The organism is Luteibacter flocculans, assembly GCF_023612255.1.
Classification (GTDB): domain Bacteria; phylum Pseudomonadota; class Gammaproteobacteria; order Xanthomonadales; family Rhodanobacteraceae; genus Luteibacter; species Luteibacter flocculans.
In genome coordinates this window covers 3,731,675-3,756,498 of the sequence record NZ_CP063231.1, presented here as the reverse complement: position 1 = coordinate 3,756,498, position 24,824 = coordinate 3,731,675, and the positions used below count along the sequence as shown (strand labels likewise).

Sequence of the window (24,824 nt, the reverse complement as noted above, 5' to 3'; positions counted from 1 at the left end):
GATCAGAACAGATCGTCGGCGATCTCGTGGAGATCGGCGATGTGTTGTTCCCACCAGCGCGCTTCGGCGGCGAACGGGAAGGCGGCGGGGAACGCGGGATCGTGCCAGCGCTCCGCGATCCAGCCGGCGTAATGTACCTGGCGCATCGCGCGCAGGGCGGGAATCAGGGCGAGTTCGCCGGGGTCGAAGTCGCGGAACTGGCCGTAGCCTTCGAGCAGCGCGTCCATCATCGGTTCGTCGCCTGCCAGCATCCAGAGATCCTGTACGGCGGGGCCGGTGCGGGCGTCGTCCAGATCCACGAAATGCGGGCCGGCATCCGTCCACAGCACGTTGCCCGGATGGCAATCGCCATGCAGGCGGAGCTGGCGTACCGGTCCGACCGCCTCGAAGCGCTGCGCCACGGCATCGTCCACGCGGCCGGCGGCGTGGCGATAAGCGTCGAACAGGTGCGCCGGCAACAGATCCGAGCCCAACGCCGCGCGCATGGGCGCCTGGATCATCGTCGCGCGGTCGAGCGTGGTGCGCGCTACGAAACGCTCGCGCGAACCCACGGCGTGAATGCGGGCCAGGAGACGCCCCAGCCATTCGAGCTGATCGCGCGATTCCAACGAGGGCGCGCGGCCGCCACGGCGCGGGTAGAGCGCGTAGCGATATCCCTCGTGGCGCAACAGCGTCTGCCCGTCGATGACCAGCGGTGCGACCATCGGCAACTCCGCGGCTGCCAGTTCGATCGCGAAAGCGTGCTCCTCCGCAATCGCAGCGTCGGACCACCGGCCAGGGCGATAGAACTTCGCCACCACGACACCGCCGTCTTCGAGACCGACCTGGAACACGCGATTCTCGTAGCTGTTCAGGGCCAGCAGGCGACCGTCGCTCCACGAGCCTGCCGCATCCACGGCGGCAAGCACGACATCGGGCGACAAGGCTGCGTAGGGCGCGGCAGCGCTCACGCGCGCAGGTTCCCCGGCGCGCCGCCCGGTGACGCAATCACGGCCATGGTCAGGCGGGAAAGACACACCAGCTTGCCGGTTTCCTCTTCGATGCGGATTTCCCACACCTGCGTCGTGCGACCGAGATGCAGCGCCTTGGCCGTGCCGGTCACGACACCTTCGCGCACGCCGCGGACATGGTTGGCGTTGATGTCGAGGCCCACGGCTACCTGCTTGTCCACGTCGAGCGTCAGCAGCGAGGCGGTGCTGCCCAGCGTTTCTGCCAGCACCACCGAGGCGCCGCCGTGGAGCAGGCCGAACGGCTGCTGCGTGCGGTGGTCGACGGGCATCGTGCCGCGCAGCCAGTCGTCGCCGATGCCGATGAAGTGGATGCCGAGCGTTTCCATCATCGTGCCGCGGCTCCAACCATTGATCCGGTCGAGGTCGGTGGGTTGCTTCCAGATCGCCATGCCGCGCCTTTCCTGTGGGACAAGCCGCCATTGTCCTACAATGGGCCGGTGCCCACCGTAACCCTGACAGCGTCCGGCAAGCGATTCGACGCAGCCGCCGACGAGACCGTGCTCGAAGCCGCCCAGCGTGCGGGCATCGCCCTGCCGTATTCATGCCGCGGCGGCGTCTGCGGCAGTTGCAAGGCCACGCTTGTAGAAGGCGAGTGCAGCTATCCGCGTAACCCGCCCGTCGCGCTCTCGGCCTCGGCGCGCGCGCACCACGCCATCCTGCTTTGCCAGGCCGTGCCCTGCGGAGACATCGCCATCCAGGCGCGCGAGATCGCCTCGGTGGAAGACATCCCGCACCGCCGCGTGGAGACCGAAGTCGTGGAGCGCCGCGCTCTGGCGCCGGACGTCGTCGGCGTGTGGCTGCGGCCGTTGGCAGGGGATCGCCTGAACTGGCTCCCCGGGCAATACCTCGACGTGATCCTCGACGACGGCCGGCACCGGCCGTTCTCCATCGCCAGCGGCCCGCGGCCAGACGGCCGCATCGAGCTGCACGTGCGCCACGTGCCGGGCGGCGGCTTCACTTCATGGGTGTACGAGTCGCTGCACGTGGGCGATCGCCTGACCATCGAGGCGCCGCTGGGCACGTTCGTGCCGCGTGAGGATTCCGAGCGACCGATGCTCTTCGTTGCCGGGGGCACGGGCTTCGCCCCGGTCAAGGCGATCGTCGAGCACTTCATCGCCTTGGGCACCCGGCGTCCGATGCACGTGTACTGGGGCGCGCGGAACGTGGCCGACCTCTACCTCATCCACCTCGCGCGGCGCTGGACCGAAGAAAGCGCGTGGATCGACTTCGTACCGGTGCTGTCGGACCCCGAAGCCGCGCGCGACAGCGGCCTGCGCGAAGGTCTGGTCCACGAGGCCGTGCTGGCGGACTATCCGGATCTGTCCGGATTCGATCTCTACATGAGCGGCCCCCCGGCGATGATCGCCGCGGGGCGCGAACGCTTCGTCGCGGCGGGGTTGCCGGAGGATCGGCTCTACTTCGATTCGTTCGACGTGGCGCCCGACGTACTGGCCGCGATCCTGCGCGGCCGGGCCGGCATTCACGGCCTCTGAGTCGGCGTTACTTCTTGCCCTTCGCCACGGGCAACTGAGCGGTCTGCCAGGCGTAGGTGCCGCCATCGAGCACGAAGACCTTGGTGAAGCCGGCCTTGATGAGGCGGTTGGCTGCCTTGCCGACGCCGCGGCCGTCCTTGTCGACCAGTACCACGGGCAGGTCCTTCGCCTTGGAGAGGTCTTTCTGCGTCTCCGGGTCGAACTGGCTCATCGCCACGTTCTTGGCGCCCGGCACGTGCGCCTTCTCATAATCCGCGCTGGCGGAGAGGTCGATGATGAGCGGCGTGTCGCGGTTGATGAGCTGGGTGAGGCCGGCCGGCGTGAGCGGCTTCCACTTGCGCAACAGACGGCCCACCTCGCCCGCGATCAGCGCGATGAGGATCACCACGAACGCCGCGACCAGCGCGGTGTGGTTGCTCGCGAAGGCGGGCAGCTTCTGCATGACGTCGTTCATCGGATCTTCCGCGTCCCAAAGGGATAAACGGCTAATTATATAGACTTAGTGCGGCGAGAAGTCCGGCAGGCCGGTCATCAGGGTCCACTTGCCTTTCTCGCGGTCGTAGTGCCAGCGCTGACGGTCGATCACGCTGCGCTCGGCCTGCGTGTTGATGTTCACCACGTTGATCTGCACGATCTGGATCACGTCGTCCTCGCCGTCCGGCCGCGGGCCGCCGCCTTCGTCGTAGCCGGTCACGCGCAGCTGCTGCAGGCGACCCTGTTCGACCGAGCTGATCGGATGCTCCGCGAGGTAGTCCTTGTCGATGAAGGACTGGGCGCTGGTGAAGTCGCCCCAGCGGATGGCACCGGCGTAGTTCATCAGCGTCCGGTTGAGCGCCTCGTTGCGCTTGTCGGTGGCGCATCCCACGAGGGCGGCGAAGGCAAGAGCAAGGGCGGGCAGGGCGAGCGGGCGCATGGCGGCTCCTCTAGGGGTGTCGGGCGGCATTATGCCCGGCGTTTCGCGACGAAGCGCGCATCCAGGCTCGCCAGCGGCTTGCCGTCGGGGCCGGGCACGACGCAGGCGAAGTCGCCGCGGGCCTTGCCGCGCGCGTCCAGCGTCGCGAAAAACGGTTGCCAGTCGGCGCCCGGGGCGAGCGTGGCCTCCGCGCGAAGATCGTCCCAGACCGGCGCGAGATAGCGCACGGTGGAATCGGCGACGAACACGTCGCAATCGTCGCCGCGCAGGCGCAGCCGCGCCTCCACCAGGGCCCAGCAAGCGAGCGTCATCAGGCTGGCGAGGCTGCCGCCGAACGCGCAGCCCTTGTCGTTGATGTTGGGCGACAGCGGCGCGGTCATGGTGAGGCGGTCGCCGTCGAAGTCGGCGATGCGCAGGTCCATGGCGCGGGCGAGGGGAATACCGTCGAGGATGAACCGCTCGAGGTCGGCCAGGGCGTGAATCGTGGTCATAAGCGGCGAAGTCTAAGGGCGCGATACGCCCGTTCGCATCCGTATGGCTGTCCCAACCTTCGGCATTGGTGGCGACGACGCGGGGTTCCTATGCTGCACCGTCACTCGCAGGATGCCTTGAAGTGTCTCGCTCCCTTCCCCTTCGTAACGTTTCGGTTGTCATCACCCGCCCCGCCGGCACCGCCGGGCCGCTGGCGCGGCGCGTCCGCAAGCTCGGCGGCATTCCGATCAGCGTGCCGGGTCTTTCGCTCCGCGCGACGGAGGACGCCTCGGCCGTAGGCGTCGCGCTGCGTCGCGCCCTCGATGGCGACATCGTCATCTTCACCAGCCCCGCCGCCGTGCGCTTTGCCGCGGACGTCCTGCCGCTGGCGACCCGCGCCGCCGTGATCGCCGTCGGCCGGGGAACGGCCCGCGCCCTGCGCACGGCCAACGTTCCCGACGCGCACTTTCCGGAGTCGTCGCAGAACAGCGAGGGGGTGCTCGGCCTGCCGGAACTGGCGGATCTGCAGGGCAAGCGCGTGGCTCTCGTCGGGGCGCCGGGCGGGCGAGGGCTGCTGCGCGAGCAGCTTGCCCTGCGCGGCGCATCGCTCGAAGAGATTCATGTGTATCACCGCGTCGCCCCACGGATCGACCGGCGCCACATCGATCCACTGCTCAAGCTGGGGCGGCGGTCGGCGGTGCTGATTTCCAGCGCCGAGGCACTCGAACACCTACGCCGCGCCTTGGTCGCTCCGGCCTGGCGCAAGCTCGTTCAGGCCGTGGCGGTGGTCAGCAGCGAGCGTTTGCGCGACATCGCCGTCGAGGCGGGGTTTCGGCGTGTGGCGGTGGCGACATCGGCCCTCCCGTCGGACCTGCTGAGGGCGGCTTCCGCGCTCTCGTTTACCTCGCGTTGACCAGCTTGCAACGCTAATACGCCATGCGTTCGCGTATGGCCTGTTAGCATGCCGCTCATGACGACCGAGACCCCAACGACCGATTCCGCTCCGGCGACGCCGGCCCCGGCCGCCGCGCCCACGCCAGCCAACCCGCAGCGCCCGCCGACGACTCGCCCTCCGCGAGGCAACGGTGGCGCCCTGGCGATCGCCATCCTGCTGTCGCTGGCCGCCCTGGGTGCGGCTGGGTACACCGGCTGGACCGTCTGGAACATGCGCCAGGACCTCGGTGCGGCCAATGGCCTGCGCGGCCAGGTGGACACGCTGCAGGCCACCGTCAATGGCATGCGCGACGAGAACGCGAACCTGCGGCGCCGCCTCGGCGATGCCGACGCCGTGAATCGCTCGGTGCGCGAGGAAGTGCTCGGCGTGTCCGAGCGCGCGCGCAACCTCGAGGATGCCGTGGCGAATCTGTCGGAGCGCAGCCTGACCGGCCACGACGCGATGCTGCTCGACGAAGCCGAATCGCTGCTGCGGATGGGCAAGGAGCGCTTTGCCCTGTTCAACGACGCCAGTGGCGCACTCGCTGCCTATGAGCTTGCCGACAAGGCGCTGGCGGCGGTGAACGACAGTGCGTTTGCCGCCGTTCGCCAGGACGTGGCGGCCGAGCGCGAGGCCCTGGCGGCTGTCGCGCCGACGGCCCGCGCCACCGATCTCGCCACGCTTGCCGACCTCCGCGCCCAGATCCCGGGCCTGCCGTTGAAGCGCGATGACGCGGCGACCGAAGAAACCGCTCAGCCGGGCTTCTGGCAGCGTGCCGGCGCCGCGCTCGGCAGCATCGTTCGAGTCAGCCACGACGACGGTACGCCGGGCGGCCTTGCCGACGCGCGGATCGCGCGGGAACTGGCCGCGCTCGATGTGGCGCAAGCCGAAGCAGCGGTGCTCGCCTACGACGACGAGGCGCGCGAGCGCGCGTTGAAGCGTGTGGACGCATCGCTTGCCGCGCGTTTCGATACGTCGTCCTCCGACGTACAGGCCGCGCGTTCGCGCATTGCCGCCTTGCTCGCGACCCGAGCCAAGGGTGCCAAGCCTGCACTTGGCGGCGCGCTGTCCGAACTGCGCAATCTGCGTTCTGTGCATGCCTTGCATAGCGGCACGGCCGTGGGTACACCGGCGTCCTCTGCGTCGTCGGCAGCCCCCGCGGCGGCGTCCAGCACCGGCGCGACGCCCGAGGCTCGTCCATGAAGCCGTGGCGTTGGATCGTCGGTCTCATCCTGGTCGCCGTGATCGCCGCGTTCGCGTGGCACTGGGTCGCGGAAGATCCGGGCTACGTGCTTATCCGGTTGCGCGGCACGAACGTGCAGATGACGGTGGTTACGGCCGTCGTGCTGCTGGTCGTGGCGTGGGCCGCTATCGCCGCCGTGGTTGCGCTGATCCGTTGGCCCTTCGGCGCCATGACGCGCCGTCATCGTCGGCAGAGCCGTCGTCGCCTTGCCGACGGGCTCGTTGCGCTCGTGGAAGGCCGTCTCGGCAGCGCCGAGCGCGACCTGCAACGCGCCGCCCGGTACCCGACGTTGCGTGGACCCGCGTTGCTCGCTGCCGCCGAGGCGGCTGAGCGGCGCGAAGACACCACGCGCGCACTGGAAACCCTTGACCAGGCAGCGCAGGAAACGCCGCACGCCGCGCGGATTCTTCGCGCCCGCCTGCTTCGCCGCAGCGGCCGTGCCAGTGAAGCCGCTGCCCTGCTGGCGCCGGAAGCGGGAACCGGCTCGCTCACACCGGCAGGCTGGCTCGAATTCGCTGAGGCCTCGCTGGCCTCGAACGATCCGCGCAGTGCCTTGCGTGCGCTCGAACCGCTGCAGAAGAGTGGCGAACTGGGTGCGCGCGCCTATGCCGACATCGAATCCCGTGTCGTCACGGCGTACGTGAGCAGCGCTCCCGATGGCGCGTCGCTCGCCACGTTGTGGTCGCAGTTGCCTAAAGGTCAGCGCCGCCTTTCGGTCGCCATCGATGCGTACGCCCGGCAAGCCGCGCGTTACGGGCAGACCATGGCGGCGATGGACGAAATCGAATCCGCGCTGCGTCGCGAGTGGTCCCCTCCGCTCGTCGCCACCTACGGCAGCATGGGGGTGGAAGACATCGACCAGCGCCTGCGTCGTGCGGAAGCCTGGCTCGACACGCATCCCAACGATCCGGTGCTGCTTACCGCCGTCGCTCGCATGTGCGTGCGCGTGAAGCTATGGGGCAAGGCTCGCCCGTATCTGGAACGCGCGCTGGCAATTGCGCCGATGGCCGATGCATGGGAAGCGCTTGGCGACGTCAACGCCGCCGAAGGCCATCTGGAACTTGCTCAGCGCTGCTATCGCAACGCACTGAGCGTCGCCAACGGCAACGCCGCCGAGCCCCTGCCGGAAGAGCTGCGCAGCCGTCGCATCGATACCCGCGTTACTGCGGTGGAAGAACGCGACCAGCACGGCGTGCCGCGCCTCTCGCCTTAGCGATGGCTCAGGGCGTCCCGGCCGCTGTCGGCGCGTGCCAGTGGCCTCGCCGGGCGCACGCGTCGGCGCGGCTCTTGAGCAGGCCGACCTCCTCGTCGGACTTGGCGGCGAAGGCATCCGGTCGATCCAGTGCGGCATAGAGCTCCGCGCACTGGCGAGGCGTATCCGGCAGAGGCGGCGATGTAGGCAACGCCAGCGAGTAGCCGGAGGAGTGGAGGTTGCCGATGAGGTGCACAATGCCGACGAAGATAGCGAGCAGGAAGAACGCGACCGCGCGGGACGAACGCCGGCTGTTGGCCTTCTCTCTCGCCGCCGCGAGATGGGCGGGCAGGTAGGCCTGCTCTGTCGGCGCCAGCTTTTCGTACATGTCGCGCGTGGCGGTGGGTTGGGCCTCGTATGCGGTGCGCCACGCCTGCAGCGTTTCGCCCGAGACGTGCAGGCTCAGCCAGCCGGGAAAACGTTCGTTGAGCTTGCGGATCTCGGGCCAGTGCCGGACGAGCGAGGTATCCATGTGTGCCTCGGCGCGTTCGAACAGAGCCAGCCATTCGCGCCGCCTGTCCTCCGCCAGGCTCGACCAGGCTTCGCGCTGCGCCATCACCACCTCGATCCATTGGCCGCGTTGACCCAGCGAGGCGAGACGCCCAACCTCGTGCCAATGAAACTGTTGCTCCGCCGCGGCGAACACGGCAGCACGGTGGCCGATGCGCTGCAGACCGATCAGGTCGATCAGGTACTCCTCGAATACGCCCGGCGCGTCGATGTATTGCGTACGTAGCTCCGCGAGTACCTCGCCAAGCAGATGCGGAATGGCTTCCGGCCGACGTGCGCCGACGTCCGCCGCGAAACGCCACGCCAGTGTGACCGTCGGGTCCACGCGTGGCGGCGGGGCTTCCTCGCTTGTCGATGCCGCCGTTTCGACGTCGGCTTCCGCTGCCTTTTCCTCCACCGCCTCGTTCGGTGGGGCAGGCGTATCCATCTCGGCCGCCGTCTCGGGGACCTGTTCCGACTCGCAGGCGCGACGCGCGGTCTCGTAGGCGTCACGCAGCTGTGCAAACGCCTCGGGATCGACGGCCGGATCGATCCGGCGCAATGCCGTAGCGTACGCGCGACGCACCGCGACGAGATCCGCATGCTCCGGAAGGCCGAGCGCTTCGAAGGGCGAGGTCATGCTCATTCCACCGGTGTCGGGGTGAAGCGGTAATCGCGCTCGATGGTGTCCAGCGTCTCCCGGAAGGCCGCGGCGTCGCGCGCGATGCGGCGGGTATCCTGCGTGGCGAGCACCTGCTCGAAGCGCAGGATGAATTCGCCCAACTGGTCGCGCACGCCGCCGAGCAACTGCTCGTAGAGGCGCTCGGCGCGCGCCAGCAGCGTGCGGTTCTCCAACGTGTCGCGCGGGTGGATCTTCAAGGTGGAAAGTGCCGCGAGGCGGCGTGCAATCTCTTCGGGCGACATGTGCGCCTCGCCGCTCTCGATGACCAACTGACGCCTGACGCCGGTAGCGACCACCGTCACTTCCACTTCGAGCAGGCCGTTGACGTCATAGGTGAAGCGCACATCCACGCCTTCCGCATGGCCAGGACCAGGCTCCAGCGGCAGCAGGATCTCGCCAAGGGCGACGTTGTCGCGCACCAGGCGAGATTCGCCCTGGTAGACGCCGATGCGGATCTGCTTCTGTTGCGGCGACACGGGCGAGAAACGTTGTACCCGGCTGATCGGCACCACCGAATTGCGTTCGATCACCGGCGCGAAGAAACCGGCTGCCTGCGTGCCGTTATCCAGCAGTCGCACGACCTCGGTGCCCAGCGTGTAGGGGCACACGTCGGTCATCACCATTTCTTCGAGGGCCTTATCCTTCATCTTGAGGCCCGCCTGGACGGCGGCGCCCAGGGCGACCACCTGGTCCGGGTCGTGGCCCACCGCGGGAAAGCGTCCGAACATGCGTGTCGCCAGCGCGCGGATGATTGGCATGCGCGTCGCGCCGCCGGCCAACACGACGTTGTCGAGATCCGCCGCGCGGATACGCGCGTCGCGTAGCGCGCGTTCGATGGGGCGCCACAAGCGATTGAGCAGCGGCTGTGCGAGCTTCTCCAGCGCGGCCTGGTCCAGAGATACCGTGGCAGTGTGCTTGCCGTAGCTGGTCTCGAAGCTGGCCGACCCGTTGGCGCCTATGTCGCGTTTGGCCGTTTCAGCGCGCGCCAGAAGCCGCTGCATGAACAGTGCGTCGTTACGGGCCTCGTCGGGAATGCCGTTGGCGAAAGCGAGGTCCGCGATCAGACTGGTGAAGTCCTCGCCGCCGAGCATGTTGTCGCCCGCGCTGGCGCGCACTTCCATCACGCCCTCGAACATCTCGAGGATCGACACGTCGAAGGTGCCGCCGCCCAGATCGAACACCAGGAACTGGGTCTCGCGCTCCGCCTCGTGCAGGCCGTAGGCCAGCGCCGCCGCGGTAGGCTCGTTGAGCAAGCGCTCCACGGTGAGGCCGGCGAGTTCGCCAGCGACGCGTGTCGCCTTGCGCTGCGCATCCGAGAAATACGCGGGCACGGTGATGATGGCCTCCTTGACCGGCGCACCCAGAAAGGCTTCTGCATCCGCCTTGAGCGAGCGAAGCACCAGCGCCGAGAGTTCTTCGGGGCGGAAGTCGCGATCGCCCAGACGCACGGTGCGCGTGCTGCCCATGTAGCGCTTGAACAAGGCCGTGGTGCGATCGGGGTGGGTCTGCAGACGCTCGCGCGCAGCGTGTCCCACGAGGATGCTGCCGTCCTCGTCGACGCCCACGCACGAGGGCGTCAGCATGCCGCCCAAGGCGTTCGGAATCAGGCGCGGCGCGCCGTCGATCCACGCCGCGACGAGGCTATGGGTGGTGCCAAGGTCGATGCCAACGATCATGCGTTCCGTTCCTTGCATGCACGCGCCACGCTGTCCCTTGCCGTGCGAACCGGCCCGCCTCGGGGCGAGGCGGGCTGGCCGACGTTGGAGCCCCTACAACGCGGTCAGATTGGCGTAAGCGTAAACCAACCACTTGCTCCCGGCATCCTCGAAGTTCACCTGCACGCGCATGTGCGCTCCCGCGCCCTCCGCGCTGACGATGGTGCCTTCGCCGAAAGTGGGATGACTGACCCGCTGGCCCAGGCGTATCGGGGACGATTCCAGTGCTGGCGCGGCGGCGAAGCGGTCGGCGTAGGCAGGGCGTGAGACCTGCACCCGCGGGCGCAGCTCGTCGATCAGCTCGGGGGGGATCTCGCCCAGGAACCGCGATGGCCGGGCGAGCATCTCCGTGCCGTGCATGCGGCGCGACTCCGCATGGGAGAGGTAGAGCCGTTCGCGGGCCCGGGTAATGCCGACATAGGCCAGGCGCCGTTCCTCTTCCAGGCGGTTCTCCTCCTCGGTGGAGCGCTGGCTCGGAAACAGCCCTTCCTCCATGCCGACGAGGAACACCACCGGGAACTCGAGGCCCTTGGCGGAGTGCAGGGTCATCAACTGGACGCAGTCGTCCCAGGCTTCGCCCTGACCTTCGCCTGCCTCGAGCGCGGCATGCGAAAGGAAGGCCGAAAGCTCGTTGAGCCCGGCGTCCACGTCCTCGGGCGTCATCTCGAAGCGGCTGGCGACGTTGACCAACTCGTCCAGGTTCTCGACGCGTGCTTCGCCGTTGCCGCGCTTGTCGTTCTCGTAGAAGTCGCGCAGGCCGGTATGAATGATCGCGTGCTCGATCTGCTCGGCGAGGTCGAGTGCCGTCGGCGTTTCGTCGGCGTTGTCTTCCGCGCGTCCGGCGAAGGTGCGGGCCAGTTCGTCGATGAGGGCGACGAACGCCTTCACCGCATTCTTGGCGCGTCCGGCCAGCGAACCGATCGACACCTCGGTCAGGGACGCCTCCCACATGGAGCTGCTGTCGGCACGTGCGCGACGGCGCAGTTCGTCCAGCGTGCGATCACCGATGCCACGCGGCGGGGTGTTCACCGCGCGCTCGAACGCGGCATCGTCGTGACGGTTGGAGGCAAGGCGCAGATAGGCGAGGGCATCCTTGATTTCCGCACGCTCGAAGAAGCGCAAGCCACCGTACACGCGGTACGGCAGGTCGCGCTGGATCAACTGTTCCTCGAAGTTGCGCGACTGCGCGTTCGAGCGATAGAGGATCGCGCAGTCGCGCGCGTTGCCGTGCTCCGCGATGTATTCGCGAATACGCTCGATCACGAAACGCGCTTCATCCTGCTCGTTGTACGCGGCATACAGGGCAATGCGCTCGCCCTCGCCGCCGTCCGTCCACAACTGCTTGCCGAGCCGTCCGCCGTTGCGCGCGATCACGGCATTGGCGGCCTTGAGGATCGTCGAGGTCGAACGGTAGTTCTGTTCGAGGCGAATCGTCTTCGCACCCGGAAAATCGCGCAGGAACTGCTGCACGTTTTCCACCTTGGCACCGCGCCAGCCGTAGATCGCCTGATCGTCGTCACCCACGACGAACGCCTGCCCGGTGGTGCCGGCCAGCACGCGTATCCACGCGTACTGAAGCGTATTGGTGTCCTGGAATTCGTCGATCAGCAGATAGCGCCAGCGCTCCTGGTAGTGCTTGAGGACTTGCGGATCTTTCAGCCACAACTCGTGTGCGCGCAGCAGTAGCTCCGCGAAATCCACCAGCCCTGCGCGCTGGCATTGCTGCTCGTAGGTCTTGTAGATCTCGATGAAGGTCCGCGTCACCGGATGATCGCGATGCTCGATCGAATCCGGGCGCTTGCCTTCGTCCTTCCAGTTGTTGATCTGCCACGCCGCCTGGCGTGGCGGGAAGCGCGCTTCGTCCAGCCCCATGCCCGCGATGACCCGCTTGATGAGCCGCTGCTGGTCGTCGGAATCGAGGATCTGGAAGCCCTCCACGAGGCCCGCCTCGCGCCAGTGCCGACGCAGCAGGCGGTGGGCGATGCCGTGGAACGTACCCACTGTCAGCCCCTGGGTGCCCCCGGGAATGACGCTGTCCAACCGCGCGCGCATCTCACCCGCCGCCTTGTTGGTAAAGGTGACGGCGAGAATCGCCCAAGGTGGCACGCGCTCGACCTGGGTCAACCAGCCGATGCGATTGGTCAGTACACGGGTCTTGCCGGAGCCTGCGCCAGCCAGGATCAGGTAATGCCCGGGCGGGGCGCTGACGGCCTCGCGCTGGGCGTCATTGAGGGAATCGAGCAGGTGGGAAACATCCATCGGCCCATTGTAGCGGCGACGATTGGCAGCCGCTGAGACGCCTGCTCACAAACGTCATCGCACCGCATGCAGGCGGGAGCCCGGGGCCCCCGCCTGCGCTGTCGCACTCAGCGCTTCTGCGCGATACCCGCGACGGCAACGATGCCGCCGATCACGATGCCCGCGATGCCCACCCACTGGGGAATGGACTTGTCGTGGGTGGCCTGGATCTTGGCCGAGCCGATCGACGCGACCGTGTCCGTCTTCTGATAGCTGCCGTTGCCGAGCGTTACCCAGAGGCCGAGACCGATCAGGATGACGCCGACGATGATGAGACCTGCGCGCATTGCGATGACTCCCTCGGTCGATGTGGCGCAGAGAATGCGGTCGAGGCCGTGCAGATTTCGTGTGCGTCGCTCTTGGGGGATTGCCCTCGCGGCGAGGAGAAACTTGCCGGTGGGAGCCAGCCTGCTGGCGATGGGGTACTTGCCACGCTGCCACACCGCTTCGTTGGCTTTTCGCCAGCAGGCTGGCTCCCACCTTTGCTCTGTAGGCTTCTCGCCGCCATGGGGGTTCCCACAAGGCCGCCCCAAGAGGCAAAAAAAACCCCGAGAGCCAGGGGAAGCTCTCGGGGCCGGGGGAAGACCCGATCCAGGGGAAGATCGGGCCATCCACAGGGTGACTCCAGGGAGGTGGAGTCCACCGATGGGACGCCGTTGCGTGCGTCCGAGGATATAGACGTCCGGATGCGTCGAAAGTTGCAAAGTCGGCACGAAAAAAAGTCAGCCGGTATTCATGGGCAGATTTTTCAGCAGCTTGCGTTCGTCGCGTGTCGTTTGGCTAACGAAAATATTACAGAATCGATCAGTGCGCCTCGTCCCAGTTGGCGCCCACGCCGATATCGACCTGCAACGGAACGCTGAGTTGAGCGGCGCCGGTCATGTGTTCCTCGATGCCGGCACGGATGGCATCGACGGCGTCCTCGCGAACCTCGAAGACCAGTTCGTCATGCACCTGCATCAGCAGGCGCACGTCGTCGCGGGGCTCGATCCACGCGGCGACGGCGATCATGGCGCGCTTGATGATGTCGGCCGCGGTGCCCTGCATGGGCGCGTTGATGGCCGCGCGCTCGGCGCCTGCCCGGAAGGCCTGATTACGCGACTTGAGGTTCTCCAGGTACAGGCGCCGGCCGAACAGCGTCTGCACGAAGCCGTCTCGGTGGGCCTGCTCGCGCGTGGCATCCATGAAGGCACGCACGCCCGGATAGCGGGAGAAATACCGGCCCATGTAATCCGACGCTTCGCCACGGTCCACGCCGAGCTGGCGCGCAAGGCCGAAGGCACTCATGCCATACATGAGGCCGAAGTTGATCGCCTTCGCCGCACGGCGCTGGTTCGCCGTCACTTCGTCCGGCGTGACCCCGAATACCTCGGCGGCCGTGGCTCGATGCACGTCGCCGCCTTCGCGAAACGCCCGCACCAGACCCTCGTCGTTGGACAGATGGGCCATGATCCGCAGTTCGATCTGCGAATAGTCGGCGGCGACGATGCGCCAGCCCTCCGGCGCGATGAAGGCCTGGCGGATACGGCGACCTTCCTCCGTGCGTACGGGAATGTTCTGCAGATTCGGGTCCGATGAACTGATGCGCCCGGTCGCAACAGCGCCCTGGTGATAGCTGGTATGCACGCGGCCCGTGCGCGGATTCACGATGCCCGCGAGCTTGTCGGTATACGTGGAACGCAGCTTCGCGAGACCACGGTATTCCAGGATCAGGCGCGGCAACTCATGCGTGTCCGCGATGGCTTCCAGTGCTTCCTCGTTCGTGGACGGCTGCCCCGTGGGCGTCTTGATCTTCGCGGCAAGCCCGAGTTCGTCGAACAGCACGGCCTGCAACTGCTTCGGCGAGTCCATGTTGAAGTCGTGACCGGCCGAGGCATACGCCTGTTTCTGCAGCTCGACCATGCGCTTGCCGAGTTGCTGGCTCTGCAGACGCAGTACGTTGGCGTCGATGAGGACGCCGGTGCGCTCCATCTTCGCCAGCACGGGCACCAGCGGAATCTCGATGTCGGCGTACACGTCACGCAGCGATGGCTCCGCTTCGAGCTTCGGCCACAGCGCCTCGTGCAGGCGCAGCGTGATGTCCGCATCTTCGGCGGCGTATCGGCAGGCCGTGTCGCAGTCCACCTGCGAGAAGGGAATCTGCTTCGCGCCCTTGCCGGCGACCTGTTCGTACTTGATCGTCGTGTAGCCGAGGTAGCGCGATGCCAGCGAATCCATGTCGTGACGCGTGGCGGTGGCGTTGAATACGTAGGATTCGAGCATCGTGTCGTGTGCGAGACCACGCAGCGCAATGCCGTAGTGGGACAGCACGTTGATGTCGTACTTGCCGTGCTGGCCGACCTTCGGTCGCGTCGGGTCTTCGAGGATGGGTTTCAGCGCACCGAGTACGTGCTCTTTCGGCAACTGCGCCGGCGCGCCTGGGTAATCGTGCGCCAGCGGAATGTACGCCGCCTTGCCCGCCTCGACGGCGAGCGAGATGCCGACGATGTCCGCCTGCATGGCGTCGATGCTGGTCGTCTCCGTGTCGAAGGCGATGAGCGGCGCCGTTTCCAGCTTCTCCAGCCAAGCGGCGAGGCGATCTTCCGTGACGACCATCTCGTACTCGCCTTCCAGCGCCACGGGTAATGGCGCGGTCGGCTCCGCGACGGCCGCCACGACGGCGGGCGACGACGGCGCGGGTTGGGCCGCGTCGAGATCCTTCAGCGCTGCCTTGAAGTCGTAGCGGACGTACAGCTCGCGTAAGGCTTCGACATCGCGCTCGCGCATGTGCAGGTCGGCAGGACCGTGCTCCAGCGGCACGTCCGTGCGGATGGTGACCAGCTCACGCGACAGCGGCAGGCGCGGCATGGCGGCGCGGAGGTTCTCGCCGATCTTGCCGCCGATCTTGTCGGCATTCGCAAAGATCGCGTCGAGGTTGCCGTATTCGGCAAGCCATTTCGCGGCGGTCTTGGGGCCGCACTTTTCCACGCCGGGCACGTTGTCGATGCTGTCACCCACGAGGGTGAGGTAATCGACGATCTGCTCCGGACGCACGCCGAACTTCTCGATGACGCCGTCGATGTCCAGCGTGGTGTTGGTCATCGTGTTGATGAGCACGATGTGCGCGCTGACCAACTGGGCGAAGTCCTTGTCGCCGGTAGAGATGATGGTGTCGATGCCCTGATCCGCGGCCTGAAGGGCCAGCGTGCCGATCACGTCGTCGGCTTCCACGCCCGGTACGCAGATGATGGGAAAGCCCAGTGCGCCCACGATCTTCATCATGGGCTCGATCTGTGCGCGGAGGTCGTCCGGCATGGCGGCGCGGTTGGCCTTGTATTGCGGGTAGAGATCGTCGCGGAAGGTGCGGCCCGGGGCGTCGCAGACGAAAGCCACGTAATCGGAACCGGCCTTCATCGTCGTGCGCAGCATGTTGACGATGCCGAACAGCGCGCCTGTGGGCTCGCCAAAGGTATTGGTCAGGGGAGGCAGCGCGTGGAACGCGCGATACAGGTACGACGACCCGTCGATGAGCGTGAGCGTAGGCATCCCCGGATTCTCTCACGGTCGTACGTGGATCGTCGGGTCACGTCGCCAGAGGGGAAGGAATTGCTATGCTCATCGCCCCGCTCGGAGAGATCCTCATGAATCGCTCGCACGCTCTCGTTGCCGCGCTCGCCCTGGCCTTCGCGCTGCCCGCCGTCGCCCAGAATGCGCAGGATCCGGCATCGTTCAAGCCGGCCCCGCCCCCGCCGGGGCTGAACGATCCAGGCGTGCGCGAGGGCGAGCCGGATCGCTCCGGCGCCAAGCCGATCGAGCGGCCGGTGCCGTACGACCAGGCGCAGGACGGCAAGACCACTCCTGCCACCTCGGATGCGTCCGGCAGCGGCTCCCGCTCGGCCGTGGCGCTGCCTTCCATGCAGGACAACGGCGCGGTAGACGCGCGCGGCCAGCAAGCCCCGCAGGTCACGGTGCGGCAGCAGGGCGACGACCGCGTTGAGGAATACCGCACGGGCGGCAAGTTGTTCATGGTAGTCGTCACCCCGAAGAACGGCGTGCCGCAGACCTACATGGCCGACCCGGACGGCAAGCTCCACCACGACCCGAAGAACGGTCCGGTGAACCCGGTGTACTACAAGGTCTACGAGTGGGGCGCCGCGCCGAAGCCCGCCGGTTCCAACTGAGCGACGCGACGAACGCCCCGCAGCTGGCGGGGCGTTCAGCCATCCAGTTCCGGGTAGTGCCGGAAGATGCCGTTGGTGTTGAACGGCACGCGACGATCCGAAGCGAGGTAAGCGGCCACGTGAGGCCGGTCAGCCACGCGTTTTGCCAGGTCGCGAAGCAGCGGCAATTTCTGTTTCGCCATCGCCTTCGGGAAGGCGTAGTCGAGCCCGGCCATGACCTGGAACAACGACAGGTCCACGTACGAATGCGTACGCAGCGGGTGCTTTCCGCCACCGCGGGATAGCGCTTTCTCGAAGTAGCCGAGGAACTTGGGAATCCGGTTCTCGCGGAAGTCCTTCGCGCGGCGTTTCGCTTCGTCGCGCTGGTCCTTGTAGTAAAGCCCTGAAGCCACGGGGTGGTGCGTGTCGTGCACTTCGGCGACCAGGTCGGTCACCGTCAGTTGCAACTGGTTCGCATAGAGACGCGCCGATTCGCTGTCCGGCACGAGCCCATGGCGAGGCCCGAGGTACTGCAGGATGTTCGCCACCTGCGCGATGACCAGCCGGCCGGATGTGAGGAAAGGCGGCGCGAAGGGCAGGGCGCCGGCTTCCTCGCCGTCGAGGAAGGCGTTCATGACCTCGTCGCCGTCCTCGCGCGCCACGTCGACATACGGCGCGGCGACATCTTCCAGACACAGCCGAACGAATTCGCCACGGCCTTGCAGGCCAGTCCAGTAATACAGCCGATAACTCATCGTCGTCCTCCACGGCAGGTGTCGAAGCATGGAACGCGCGCCTTCAAGCGAGCGTGAGCGCGATCTGTCGAAAGACATTCCAGACAGTGAGCGCCGGAGGCGTCAGCGAGCGGGCGCGGCGGCGCATCAAGGTGACCTCGCGACGTACCTCGGGTGACAGCCGTACAGCGACGAGGCCCGGCCGAAGGGCATCGAGCGAAAGCGCAGGCGTCACCGTGACGCCGAGATCCGCTTCGACCATGCGGAACGCCGTGTGCGGATGCCCGACTTCGAGCGCGACGTCCATGGCGATGCCGCGGTCGGCAAAGGCGGCATCGATGAGTCGTCGGCTACCCGATGTGTGGTCGAGCAGCACGAGCCGCGCCTGCGCAAGCGCTTTCCACGGCACGCTCATGCGCGAGGCGAATGGATGATCTTCGCGGCAGACCAGGTGGAACGGGTCATGCAGGATGGTCTCCGTGTCGAATTCCTCTGCTGTCGCAGGCTCCACGCCAAGACCGAAATCCACCTCGCCGCCGCGCACGGCGTCCAGCACCTGCGCCTGGGTCTGGTCGCGCAGAAGAATTTCCAGCGAGGGATGCGCCTTGGCGCAGTGGGCGATGCAAGCGGGAACCAGTCCCGCCGAGAGCGTCGGTACCGCGGCGATCCGTACGCGGCCACGTAACGGGTCCGCCTGGCTCTGCGCGTGCGCGAGGACGCCGTCCAGTTCGTCAAGCACGCGCGCGAGTGCCTGTTCGAGATAGCGGCCCGCCTCGGTCGGCACGACTTCGCGCGTGCTGCGATCGAACAACCGCACGTCCAGTTCGCCTTCCAGATCGGCGATCAGTCGGCTCACCGCGGGTTGGGTGAGGTGCAACGCATCCGCCGCGCGGCGGAAGTGGCGATGGCTGGCGACGGCCAGGAACGCGCGGAGCTGACGCATGGAAACATTCATGCGTTAAATGTATCACTGGATCAGATAAAACGATTTGCCTTATGGATTGGCCGGCGCTCCAATGGCGGCTTCTTTCCTCGGCCTGCCGCCATGCGCCGCTTCCTTCCCGATGGTTTCACCCTCTCGCTGATTGCCACCGTGGTGCTGGCGAGCCTGCTGCCGTGCCGGGGTGTCGCCGCGGATGCCTTCGAAGTCATCACCGACATCGCCATCGGCCTGCTGTTCTTCCTGCACGGGGCCAAACTTCCGCGGGAAGCGGTGGTGGCGGGCATGACGAACTGGCGCCTGCACCTGACCGTGCTCGCCAGTACCTTTGTTCTGTTTCCCGTGCTCGGCCTCGTGTTGAAGCCGTTGCTCTCGCCGCTGGTGTCGCCGGACCTGTATCTCGGCATATTGTTCCTGTGCACGCTGCCTTCTACCGTGCAGTCGTCGATCGCCTTTACCTCCATCGCGCGCGGCAACGTGTCGGCCGCGATCGTCTCGGCCTCGGCATCCAGCTTGCTGGGTATCTTCATCACCCCGCTGCTCGTCGGCCTTGTGATTGCCGGCACAGGCGGCGGTGCACTGTCGTGGCACTCGGTGGGTACGATCGTCGTGCAGTTGTTCGTGCCTTTCGTGGCAGGGCAGGTGGCACGGCGCTGGATCGGCGAGTGGGTGCGCCGCCGCGCAACGCTGCTGACGTTCGTCGACCGCGGCTCGATTCTGCTGGTGGTGTACACCGCGTTCAGCGCGGCGGTGTTGCAGGGGCTGTGGCACCAGTTGCCGATGCCGGTGCTCGGCGGCCTTGTGCTGGTCAATGCGGTGCTGCTTGCGTGCGCCTTGCTTGCCACGCGCTACGGCGCGCGTGCGCTCGGTTTCAGCCGGGAAGACGAGATCACCATCGTGTTCTGCGGCTCGAAGAAGAGCCTCGCTTCCGGTGTGCCCATGGCGAAGGTGCTCTTCGCGGGCCACCCGCTTGGCTTGATCGTGCTTCCGATCATGCTGTTCCACCAGATCCAGCTGATGACGTGTGCGGTGCTGGCACGGCGCTATGCGGCGAGATAGGGACATATCTCGCCGCATAGCGGCTCCCACAGTGTTTATCAGTGCCGGAAGTGGCGCACGCCCGTGAAGACCATCGCCATGTCGTGCTCGTCGGCGGCAGCGATGACCTCGTTGTCGCGCATCGAACCACCCGGCTGGATCACCGCGCGGATGCCTGCGGCAGCTGCGGCGTCGATGCCGTCACGGAACGGGAAGAACGCATCGGACGCCATGGCGCTGCCCGGCACGACAAGACCGGCTTCCTCTGCCTTCATGCCCGCGATCTTCGCACTCACGACGCGGCTCATCTGGCCCGCACCGATGCCGATCGTACGGTGGTCCTTCGCGTAGACGATCGCGTTCGACTTGACCATCTTCGCGACACGCCAGGCGAACAGCAGGTCGTCGAGTTCCGCTGGCGTCGGCTGCCGGCGGCTGACGACCTTCAGTTCGTCGCGCTCGACCTGGCGATGATCGGCCGTCTGCACAAGCAGCCCTGAACCCACTCGCTTCACGTCGTGGGTATTGCGGCCGTCGCCCGCCGGGATCTCGAGCACGCGCACGTTGGCCTTCTTCGCCGCCTCGTCCACCGCGCCCGCCTCGACGGCCGGCGCGATCAGCACTTCGACGAACTGGCGCTTCAGAATCGTCTTCGCGGTTTCCGCATCGAGCGGACGATTGAACGCGATGATGCCGCCGAATGCGGACGTCGGATCGGTGGCATAGGCCAGTTCATAGGCGGCCAGCGGATCGGCGGCCACGGCCACGCCACACGGATTGGCGTGCTTCACGATCACGCAAGCCGGCGCATCGAACTGGCGCACGCATTCCCATGCCGCATCGGCATCGGCGATGTTGTTGAACGACAGTTCCTTGCCCTGCAACTGGCGGAACGTGGCAAGCGTGCCGGGTGCCGGGTACAGGTCGCGATAGAACGCGCCGGCCTGATGCGGATTCTCGCCGTAGCGCAGATCCATCACCTTCACGAAGCGGCCGTTCGACTGCTGCGGGAAGGTGGCGTGCGCCGCGATGCCTGTGTGAGCATCGTCGAGCGTCAACCCCGAGAGGTAGTCGCTGATGGCGGCGTCGTAGTTCGACACGCGATTGAACGCAGCGACAGAAAGACGGAAGCGCGTCGCGCGGCTCAACCCACCCTGGCGTTCGATCTCGGCCAGTGCCTCGTCGTACTGGTCGGGCGAGGTGAGCACGCCGACGTCGTTCCAGTTCTTCGCGGCGGCGCGAAGCATGGCAGGCCCGCCGATGTCGATGTTCTCGATGGCGTCGTCCAGCGTGCAGGACGGGTCGGCGACGGTGCGCTCGAACGGATAGAGGTTCAGCACGAGCAGATCGATCGGCTCGATGCCGTGTTCGGCCATCACGGCGTCGTCGATGCCGCGGCGGCCGAGCAAGCCGCCATGCACACGCGGGTGCAGTGTCTTCACGCGGCCGGCCATGATCTCGGGGAAGCCCGTGAGGTCGCCCACGTCGCGGACGGGGATACCGGCCTCGCGCAGTGCTTTGGCTGAACCACCTGTGGAAAGGATCTCGACGTTCGCGGCGACGAGGCGGCGGGCGAGGTCGGTCAGGCCGTGCTTGTCGGAAACGCTGACGAGCGCGCGGCGAACGGGGACGAGATCGGGCGTGGGCATGGGCACTTCCGGGGAGGAAAGCGCGCCATTATAGCCGCGCAGACGCTCGCGCGGCCCGCCGGGATACGGCGATCAGGACAGGCCGTGAGCGGCGAGCTTCTTGCGCAGGGTGGCGCGGTTGATGCCGAGCGCAGCGGCGGCGCGGCTCTGGTTGCCTTCGTGGAAGGCGAGCACTTCGCGAAGCAGCGGACCTTCGACCTCGCGGATGACGAGGGCGTGCAGCCCTTCACCGAACTCGGTGTCGCCAATGTCGGCGAGGTAACGACGAACCGTACGACTGACACATTCGCTGAGGGCGCTCTGCATGGAGGTCTCGTTGGCGGCCTCGCCGGCAGTCAGTCTCACAGCGTTCAAGGCATTCCCCTCTCGCAGGCCGGAGCACGGGCCCCGGTCGGTTCTTGTCGTATGGTCGCTTGGGTGCGGCTCGGACGCACCTCGATGGGAGGGGCCGGATGTCGCGAAGGGGACCGAGTGTACTCGCCCCCGACGGCGAAAGGCAGGCTTGCAAAAAGAAATTTTTTCGAACGGTTCAGTCGAAGCTGAAGGCGAAAGCGACGGCGCGCTGGCCCGGGTCTTGCACCTCGAAGACCATGGCGGTCGTGGCGCCACCGGCGAGGCCACGCGCGCGGATGGCCGCGTCGCCCACGTAGTCTTCGGGCTGGAAGCGACGCATCGCGAGGCGTTGTCCGTTCGCGTCCGACAACACGATGGTCACCACCGGATAGGGCTGCGCGAATGCGGCGTCGTTGTGCACGCTGGCGGTGATAAGCAAGCCGTCCTGCACGGACGGATGCTGTTCCACATCGCGTGCGAGAAGGCGCAATTGCGACGGCGCGGAAACCAGGGGAAGCCGGCAACCCAACGCATCGCACGCGGAAGCAAGCAGTGGCCCGACGGTCGCATCGGCGATCAGTACGTCGCGCTTCGCCCAGGCAAGCTGAGCACCAAGGCCGAGTACCAACGTCGTGCAGACCAGCACCCATGCCGCTGTGCGCCAGGAACGGCGACGCGGCTTTGCAAAGCGCGGCGTGAAGGTGAGCTGCGAGAAATCTTCGGTGTCGTCGTGCGTGTCGAACGCATCCCCGTCCGTGTTGGCGGGTTCGTCCAGTGGCGTGGGCGTCACGTCTTCCGTCGCCGGCCGGGGGCGGAAGACTGCCACGCCAGCCAGCGGCGGATCGCGGTCCAGCGCGTGCTCGGTCAGCCGCGTGAACGGTTCTGGAGGCAACTGCGCGGCCAGCGTGCCCAGGGCGTTGAACACGGTCTCGCAATGGCTGCAGCGCACGCAGCCGCACGCGGGAACCAGCAGTTCCGCTTCCAGTTTGTAGACGGTGAGACACTCGGGGCACTGCGTATACATCGGCCGATCATAACGGCCGCGCCGCTCGCTAGGGTAAACAGGCTCTAGAATCGTCACCTCTTACCTGGATGGCCCACGATGCCCTGGCTCGAACTCTCCCTCACGATCCGCGCCGCCGAACAGCCGCGCGTCGAAGCCGCGCTGGAGGATCTCGGCGCGCTGTCCATTACCTTGCAGGACGCCGATGCGGAGACGCCTGACGAAGAGGCGATCTTCGAGCCCGGCGTCGGTGAGATCCCGCTGTGGAAGCAGATCGTGCTGAACGCCTTGTTCGACGCGGACGCCGATCGCCGGGGCCTCACCGCCGCCATCGCGGACGACCTGCCGTTCATCGAGCCGTCGCATATCGAGTGGCGCGTCGTTGAGGACCAGGACTGGGAACGCGCGTGGATGGACCAGTTCAAGCCGATGCCGTTCGGCCGTCGCTTGTGGGTCTATCCGTGGAACATCGAACCGCCCGTGGATGGCGACATCGTGGTGGTGCGGCTCGATCCGGGTCTGGCCTTCGGCACGGGCACCCACCCGACGACGGCCATGTGCCTCGAATGGCTCGATGGCCAGCAGCTCGCGCGCAAGCACGTGCTCGACTACGGCTGCGGCTCGGGCATCCTCGCCATCGCGGCGTTGAAACTCGGCGCCCTCCGCGCCACCGGCATCGACAACGATCCGCAGGCATTGCTGGCGTCACGCGACAACGCAGAGCGCAACGGCGTCGCTGGCGATCTGGACGTCTATCTGCCGGGCGAGGCGCCCGAGGCGTTGGCCGACGTGCTGGTCGCCAACATCCTTGCCGGCCCGCTGGGCGAGCTGGCACCGACGTTCGCCGCGGCCGTGAAGCCGGGCGCGCCGTTCGCCCTCTCGGGCATTCTGCACGGCCAGCACGACGAACTGCTGAAGCGATACGCGGAGTGGTTCGAGAATCTGGAAGTACGCACGCTGGAAGACTGGGTGCGCATCAGCGGCTACCGCAAATCCGATTGAGCAGCCGGTCACTCCTGTTGTGGGAGTCGCTATAGCGGCGAGCGAATCCACGTCGCGGCCACGCCGCTTCGTTGGCTTCTCGCCGCTATAGCGGCTCCCACAGGAGTTGCATCACACCGGTGGCGGTGTTTCCTTCTGCTCCGCTATCCGTTTCTCCAGATAGTGGATGTTCTGGCCACCCTGCTGGAAACCGGCGTCGGCCATGATCCGCTGCTGCAACGGAATGTTGCACTTCACGCCCTCGATCACCGTCTCGTTCAGCGCCATGCGCATGCGCGCGATGGCGGTGGCGCGATCCGGGCCGTGGACGATGATCTTGCCGATCATGGAATCGTAGTTCGGCGGAATGCGGTAGCCGTCGTACAGATGCGTATCCACGCGTACGCCGGGGCCACCCGGCGCCTCGAAACGCTTCACCGTGCCGGGGCTGGGCATGAAGGTATCGGGATCTTCCGCATTCACGCGGCACTCGATGGCGTGGCCGTTGAGCACCACGTCTTCCTGGCGGATCGAGAGCTTGTGGCCGCTGGCAATGAGCAACTGCTCGCGCACCAGGTCGATGCCGGTGACCAGTTCGGTGACCGGATGCTCCACCTGGATGCGCGTGTTCATCTCGATGAAGTAGAACTTGCCGTTCTCGAACAGGAACTCGAACGTGCCTGCGCCGCGGTAGCCGATGCGGATGCACGCATCCACGCACACCTTGCCGATCTGTGCGCGCAGTTCCGGCGTGATGCCCGGGGCCGGTGCTTCTTCCACCACCTTCTGATGGCGGCGCTGCATCGAGCAATCGCGCTCGCCCAGATGGATGGCGTTGCCCTGGCCGTCCGCGAGCACCTGGATCTCCACGTGACGCGGATTTTCCAGGAACTTCTCCATATAGACCTGATCGTTGCTGAAGGCCGCCTTGGCTTCCTGCTTCGTCATGACGATGGAGTTGGCGAGGTGCGCCTCGGTGCGCACGACGCGCATGCCGCGACCGCCGCCACCGCCCGCTGCCTTGATGATGACCGGATAGCCGATCTCGCGCGCGATGCGGATGTTCTCGTCCACGTCTTCGCCGAGCGGGCCGCCCGAGCCCGGCACGCACGGCACGCCAGCGGCCTTCATGGCGCGGATCGCTTCGACCTTGTCACCCATGAGACGGATGACGTCGGCCGTGGGGCCGATGAAGACGAAGCCCGACTTCTCCACCTGCTCGGCGAAGTTGGCGTTCTCGGAGAGAAAGCCGTATCCCGGATGGATGGCGCCGGCATCGGTGATTTCGGCCGCGGCGATGATGGCCGGAATGTTGAGGTAGCTCTCGGCCGAGGGTGCCGGCCCGATGCATACCGATTCGTCGGCAAGGCCGACGTGCTTGAGGTTGCGATCGACGGTGGAGTGCACCGCGACCGTCTTGATGCCGAGCGCGTTGCACGCGCGCAGCACCCGCAGCGCGATTTCGCCGCGGTTGGCAATGACGACCTTCTCGAGCATCAGTGGTGGC

The 24,824-nt window shown here is 66.8% G+C and carries 23 protein-coding genes; 7 read left to right on the top strand and 16 right to left on the bottom strand.

Annotated features, from left to right (window positions below; translation table 11 throughout):
* Window positions 1-2: 2 nt before the first annotated feature.
* Together IM816_RS16345 and IM816_RS16340 are read right to left on the bottom strand one after the other, a co-directional pair.
* The gene (locus IM816_RS16345) at window positions 3-950 is read right to left on the bottom strand and encodes a serine/threonine protein kinase (RefSeq protein ID WP_250338890.1); all 948 of its coding nucleotides are present in this window, start codon (window positions 948-950) and stop codon (window positions 3-5) included.
* Window positions 947-1,399, bottom strand: a complete 453-nt coding sequence (locus IM816_RS16340) for a hotdog fold thioesterase (RefSeq protein WP_250338889.1) — start codon at window positions 1,397-1,399, stop codon at window positions 947-949. Before IM816_RS16340 ends, IM816_RS16345 begins: the two co-directional genes overlap by 4 nt.
* 48 nt (window positions 1,400-1,447) lie before the next feature.
* Here IM816_RS16340 and IM816_RS16335 point away from each other — a divergent pair, with 48 nt between their 5' ends.
* Window positions 1,448-2,503, top strand: coding sequence for a 2Fe-2S iron-sulfur cluster-binding protein (locus tag IM816_RS16335; RefSeq protein ID WP_072324018.1), 1,056 nt, complete (start codon window positions 1,448-1,450; stop codon window positions 2,501-2,503).
* A 7-nt stretch (window positions 2,504-2,510) separates the two neighbouring features.
* Here IM816_RS16335 and IM816_RS16330 read toward each other — a convergent pair whose 3' ends face one another.
* The 3 genes from IM816_RS16330 to IM816_RS16320 are packed head-to-tail and all read right to left on the bottom strand — an operon-like array spanning window position 2,511 to window position 3,907.
* Window positions 2,511-2,957, bottom strand: coding sequence for a rhodanese-like domain-containing protein (locus IM816_RS16330; protein WP_250338888.1), 447 nt, complete (start codon window positions 2,955-2,957; stop codon window positions 2,511-2,513).
* A 45-nt stretch (window positions 2,958-3,002) separates the two neighbouring features.
* A complete protein-coding gene (locus tag IM816_RS16325; RefSeq protein WP_072323782.1) occupies window positions 3,003-3,416 on the bottom strand; it encodes a hypothetical protein in 414 nt (137 codons plus the stop codon).
* 29 nt (window positions 3,417-3,445) lie between these two features.
* On the bottom strand, window positions 3,446-3,907 hold the full coding sequence (locus IM816_RS16320; RefSeq protein WP_072323781.1) for a YiiD C-terminal domain-containing protein: 462 nt from the start codon (window positions 3,905-3,907) through the stop codon (window positions 3,446-3,448).
* 122 nt (window positions 3,908-4,029) lie between these two features.
* Between IM816_RS16320 and IM816_RS16315 the strand changes: the two genes are divergently transcribed.
* The 3 genes from IM816_RS16315 to IM816_RS16305 are packed head-to-tail and all read left to right on the top strand — an operon-like array spanning window position 4,030 to window position 7,277.
* On the top strand, window positions 4,030-4,800 hold the full coding sequence (locus IM816_RS16315; protein ID WP_072323780.1) for a uroporphyrinogen-III synthase: 771 nt from the start codon (window positions 4,030-4,032) through the stop codon (window positions 4,798-4,800).
* A gap of 57 nt (window positions 4,801-4,857) precedes the next feature.
* The gene (locus IM816_RS16310; protein ID WP_250338887.1) at window positions 4,858-6,024 is read left to right on the top strand and encodes a uroporphyrinogen-III C-methyltransferase; all 1,167 of its coding nucleotides are present in this window, start codon (window positions 4,858-4,860) and stop codon (window positions 6,022-6,024) included.
* Window positions 6,021-7,277 carry a heme biosynthesis protein HemY gene (locus IM816_RS16305; RefSeq protein ID WP_250338886.1) on the top strand — a complete coding sequence of 419 codons (1,257 nt, stop codon included), beginning with the start codon at window positions 6,021-6,023 and terminating at the stop codon, window positions 7,275-7,277. The genes IM816_RS16310 and IM816_RS16305 overlap by 4 nt, the downstream gene beginning before the upstream one ends.
* A 7-nt stretch (window positions 7,278-7,284) precedes the next feature.
* Here the strand turns inward: IM816_RS16305 and IM816_RS16300 are convergent, their stop codons facing one another.
* From IM816_RS16300 to polA, 5 genes are all read right to left on the bottom strand, one after another.
* Window positions 7,285-8,445, bottom strand: a complete 1,161-nt coding sequence (locus IM816_RS16300; protein WP_250338885.1) for a J domain-containing protein — start codon at window positions 8,443-8,445, stop codon at window positions 7,285-7,287.
* 2 nt (window positions 8,446-8,447) lie between these two features.
* Window positions 8,448-10,163, bottom strand: coding sequence for a molecular chaperone HscC (locus IM816_RS16295; RefSeq protein WP_250338884.1), 1,716 nt, complete (start codon window positions 10,161-10,163; stop codon window positions 8,448-8,450).
* 93 nt (window positions 10,164-10,256) lie between these two features.
* Entirely contained in the window at window positions 10,257-12,461 is a 2,205-nt protein-coding gene (gene uvrD / locus IM816_RS16290) for a DNA helicase II (protein ID WP_250338883.1), read from the bottom strand.
* Between the two features lie 107 nt (window positions 12,462-12,568).
* Entirely contained in the window at window positions 12,569-12,787 is a 219-nt protein-coding gene (locus IM816_RS16285) for a hypothetical protein (RefSeq protein ID WP_072323775.1), read from the bottom strand.
* Between the two features lie 517 nt (window positions 12,788-13,304).
* Complete coding sequence (gene polA, locus IM816_RS16280; protein ID WP_250338882.1) at window positions 13,305-16,025, bottom strand: DNA polymerase I; 2,721 nt, start codon at window positions 16,023-16,025, stop codon at window positions 13,305-13,307.
* A gap of 65 nt (window positions 16,026-16,090) precedes the next feature.
* Between polA and IM816_RS16275 the strand changes: the two genes are divergently transcribed.
* Complete coding sequence (locus IM816_RS16275; RefSeq protein WP_072323773.1) at window positions 16,091-16,660, top strand: DUF2782 domain-containing protein; 570 nt, start codon at window positions 16,091-16,093, stop codon at window positions 16,658-16,660.
* 35 nt (window positions 16,661-16,695) lie between these two features.
* On the opposite strand, the gene IM816_RS16270 is transcribed toward IM816_RS16275, so the two are convergent.
* Together IM816_RS16270 and IM816_RS16265 are read right to left on the bottom strand one after the other, a co-directional pair.
* On the bottom strand, window positions 16,696-17,394 hold the full coding sequence (locus tag IM816_RS16270) for a glutathione S-transferase (RefSeq protein ID WP_250338881.1): 699 nt from the start codon (window positions 17,392-17,394) through the stop codon (window positions 16,696-16,698).
* A gap of 43 nt (window positions 17,395-17,437) precedes the next feature.
* Entirely contained in the window at window positions 17,438-18,316 is an 879-nt protein-coding gene (locus IM816_RS16265) for a LysR family transcriptional regulator (RefSeq protein ID WP_250338880.1), read from the bottom strand.
* A 102-nt stretch (window positions 18,317-18,418) separates the two neighbouring features.
* Between IM816_RS16265 and IM816_RS16260 the strand changes: the two genes are divergently transcribed.
* Entirely contained in the window at window positions 18,419-19,372 is a 954-nt protein-coding gene (locus IM816_RS16260) for a bile acid:sodium symporter family protein (protein WP_250338879.1), read from the top strand.
* A 38-nt stretch (window positions 19,373-19,410) separates the two neighbouring features.
* Here the strand turns inward: IM816_RS16260 and purH are convergent, their stop codons facing one another.
* From purH to IM816_RS16245, 3 genes are all read right to left on the bottom strand, one after another.
* Entirely contained in the window at window positions 19,411-21,000 is a 1,590-nt protein-coding gene (gene purH / locus IM816_RS16255) for a bifunctional phosphoribosylaminoimidazolecarboxamide formyltransferase/IMP cyclohydrolase (protein WP_250338878.1), read from the bottom strand.
* A gap of 72 nt (window positions 21,001-21,072) precedes the next feature.
* Window positions 21,073-21,306: a helix-turn-helix domain-containing protein gene (locus tag IM816_RS16250; RefSeq protein WP_072323768.1), complete on the bottom strand. Its 234-nt coding sequence runs from the start codon at window positions 21,304-21,306 to the stop codon at window positions 21,073-21,075.
* Between the two features lie 223 nt (window positions 21,307-21,529).
* Window positions 21,530-22,357, bottom strand: coding sequence for a zinc-ribbon and DUF3426 domain-containing protein (locus IM816_RS16245; protein ID WP_250338877.1), 828 nt, complete (start codon window positions 22,355-22,357; stop codon window positions 21,530-21,532).
* A gap of 78 nt (window positions 22,358-22,435) precedes the next feature.
* On the opposite strand from IM816_RS16245, the gene prmA reads away from it, so the two are divergent.
* Window positions 22,436-23,338 carry a 50S ribosomal protein L11 methyltransferase gene (prmA, locus tag IM816_RS16240; protein WP_250338876.1) on the top strand — a complete coding sequence of 301 codons (903 nt, stop codon included), beginning with the start codon at window positions 22,436-22,438 and terminating at the stop codon, window positions 23,336-23,338.
* Window positions 23,339-23,449: 111 nt separating this feature from the next.
* On the opposite strand, the gene accC is transcribed toward prmA, so the two are convergent.
* The gene (accC, locus tag IM816_RS16235) at window positions 23,450-24,814 is read right to left on the bottom strand and encodes an acetyl-CoA carboxylase biotin carboxylase subunit (protein WP_072323765.1); all 1,365 of its coding nucleotides are present in this window, start codon (window positions 24,812-24,814) and stop codon (window positions 23,450-23,452) included.
* Between the last annotated feature and the right edge of the window lie 10 nt (window positions 24,815-24,824).

Excerpts from the sequence above, each read along its gene's own strand:
- IM816_RS16340 (WP_250338889.1), bottom strand. The coding sequence starts at position 1,399 with ATGGCGATCTGGAAGCAACCCACCGACCTCGACCGGATCAATGGTTGG.
- IM816_RS16330 (WP_250338888.1), bottom strand. The coding sequence starts at position 2,957 with ATGAACGACGTCATGCAGAAGCTGCCCGCCTTCGCGAGCAACCACACC.
- IM816_RS16325 (WP_072323782.1), bottom strand. The coding sequence starts at position 3,416 with ATGCGCCCGCTCGCCCTGCCCGCCCTTGCTCTTGCCTTCGCCGCCCTC.
- IM816_RS16320 (WP_072323781.1), bottom strand. The coding sequence starts at position 3,907 with ATGACCACGATTCACGCCCTGGCCGACCTCGAGCGGTTCATCCTCGAC.
- IM816_RS16310 (WP_250338887.1), top strand. The coding sequence starts at position 4,858 with ATGACGACCGAGACCCCAACGACCGATTCCGCTCCGGCGACGCCGGCC.
- IM816_RS16305 (WP_250338886.1), top strand. The coding sequence starts at position 6,021 with ATGAAGCCGTGGCGTTGGATCGTCGGTCTCATCCTGGTCGCCGTGATC.
- IM816_RS16300 (WP_250338885.1), bottom strand. The coding sequence starts at position 8,445 with ATGACCTCGCCCTTCGAAGCGCTCGGCCTTCCGGAGCATGCGGATCTC.
- IM816_RS16295 (WP_250338884.1), bottom strand. The coding sequence starts at position 10,163 with ATGATCGTTGGCATCGACCTTGGCACCACCCATAGCCTCGTCGCGGCG.
- uvrD (WP_250338883.1), bottom strand. The coding sequence starts at position 12,461 with ATGGATGTTTCCCACCTGCTCGATTCCCTCAATGACGCCCAGCGCGAG.
- IM816_RS16285 (WP_072323775.1), bottom strand. The coding sequence starts at position 12,787 with ATGCGCGCAGGTCTCATCATCGTCGGCGTCATCCTGATCGGTCTCGGC.
- polA (WP_250338882.1), bottom strand. The coding sequence starts at position 16,025 with ATGCCTACGCTCACGCTCATCGACGGGTCGTCGTACCTGTATCGCGCG.
- IM816_RS16275 (WP_072323773.1), top strand. The coding sequence starts at position 16,091 with ATGCTCATCGCCCCGCTCGGAGAGATCCTCATGAATCGCTCGCACGCT.
- IM816_RS16270 (WP_250338881.1), bottom strand. The coding sequence starts at position 17,394 with ATGAGTTATCGGCTGTATTACTGGACTGGCCTGCAAGGCCGTGGCGAA.
- IM816_RS16265 (WP_250338880.1), bottom strand. The coding sequence starts at position 18,316 with ATGCGTCAGCTCCGCGCGTTCCTGGCCGTCGCCAGCCATCGCCACTTC.
- IM816_RS16260 (WP_250338879.1), top strand. The coding sequence starts at position 18,419 with ATGCGCCGCTTCCTTCCCGATGGTTTCACCCTCTCGCTGATTGCCACC.
- purH (WP_250338878.1), bottom strand. The coding sequence starts at position 21,000 with ATGCCCACGCCCGATCTCGTCCCCGTTCGCCGCGCGCTCGTCAGCGTT.
- IM816_RS16250 (WP_072323768.1), bottom strand. The coding sequence starts at position 21,306 with ATGCAGAGCGCCCTCAGCGAATGTGTCAGTCGTACGGTTCGTCGTTAC.
- IM816_RS16245 (WP_250338877.1), bottom strand. The coding sequence starts at position 22,357 with ATGTATACGCAGTGCCCCGAGTGTCTCACCGTCTACAAACTGGAAGCG.
- prmA (WP_250338876.1), top strand. The coding sequence starts at position 22,436 with ATGCCCTGGCTCGAACTCTCCCTCACGATCCGCGCCGCCGAACAGCCG.
- accC (WP_072323765.1), bottom strand. The coding sequence starts at position 24,814 with ATGCTCGAGAAGGTCGTCATTGCCAACCGCGGCGAAATCGCGCTGCGG.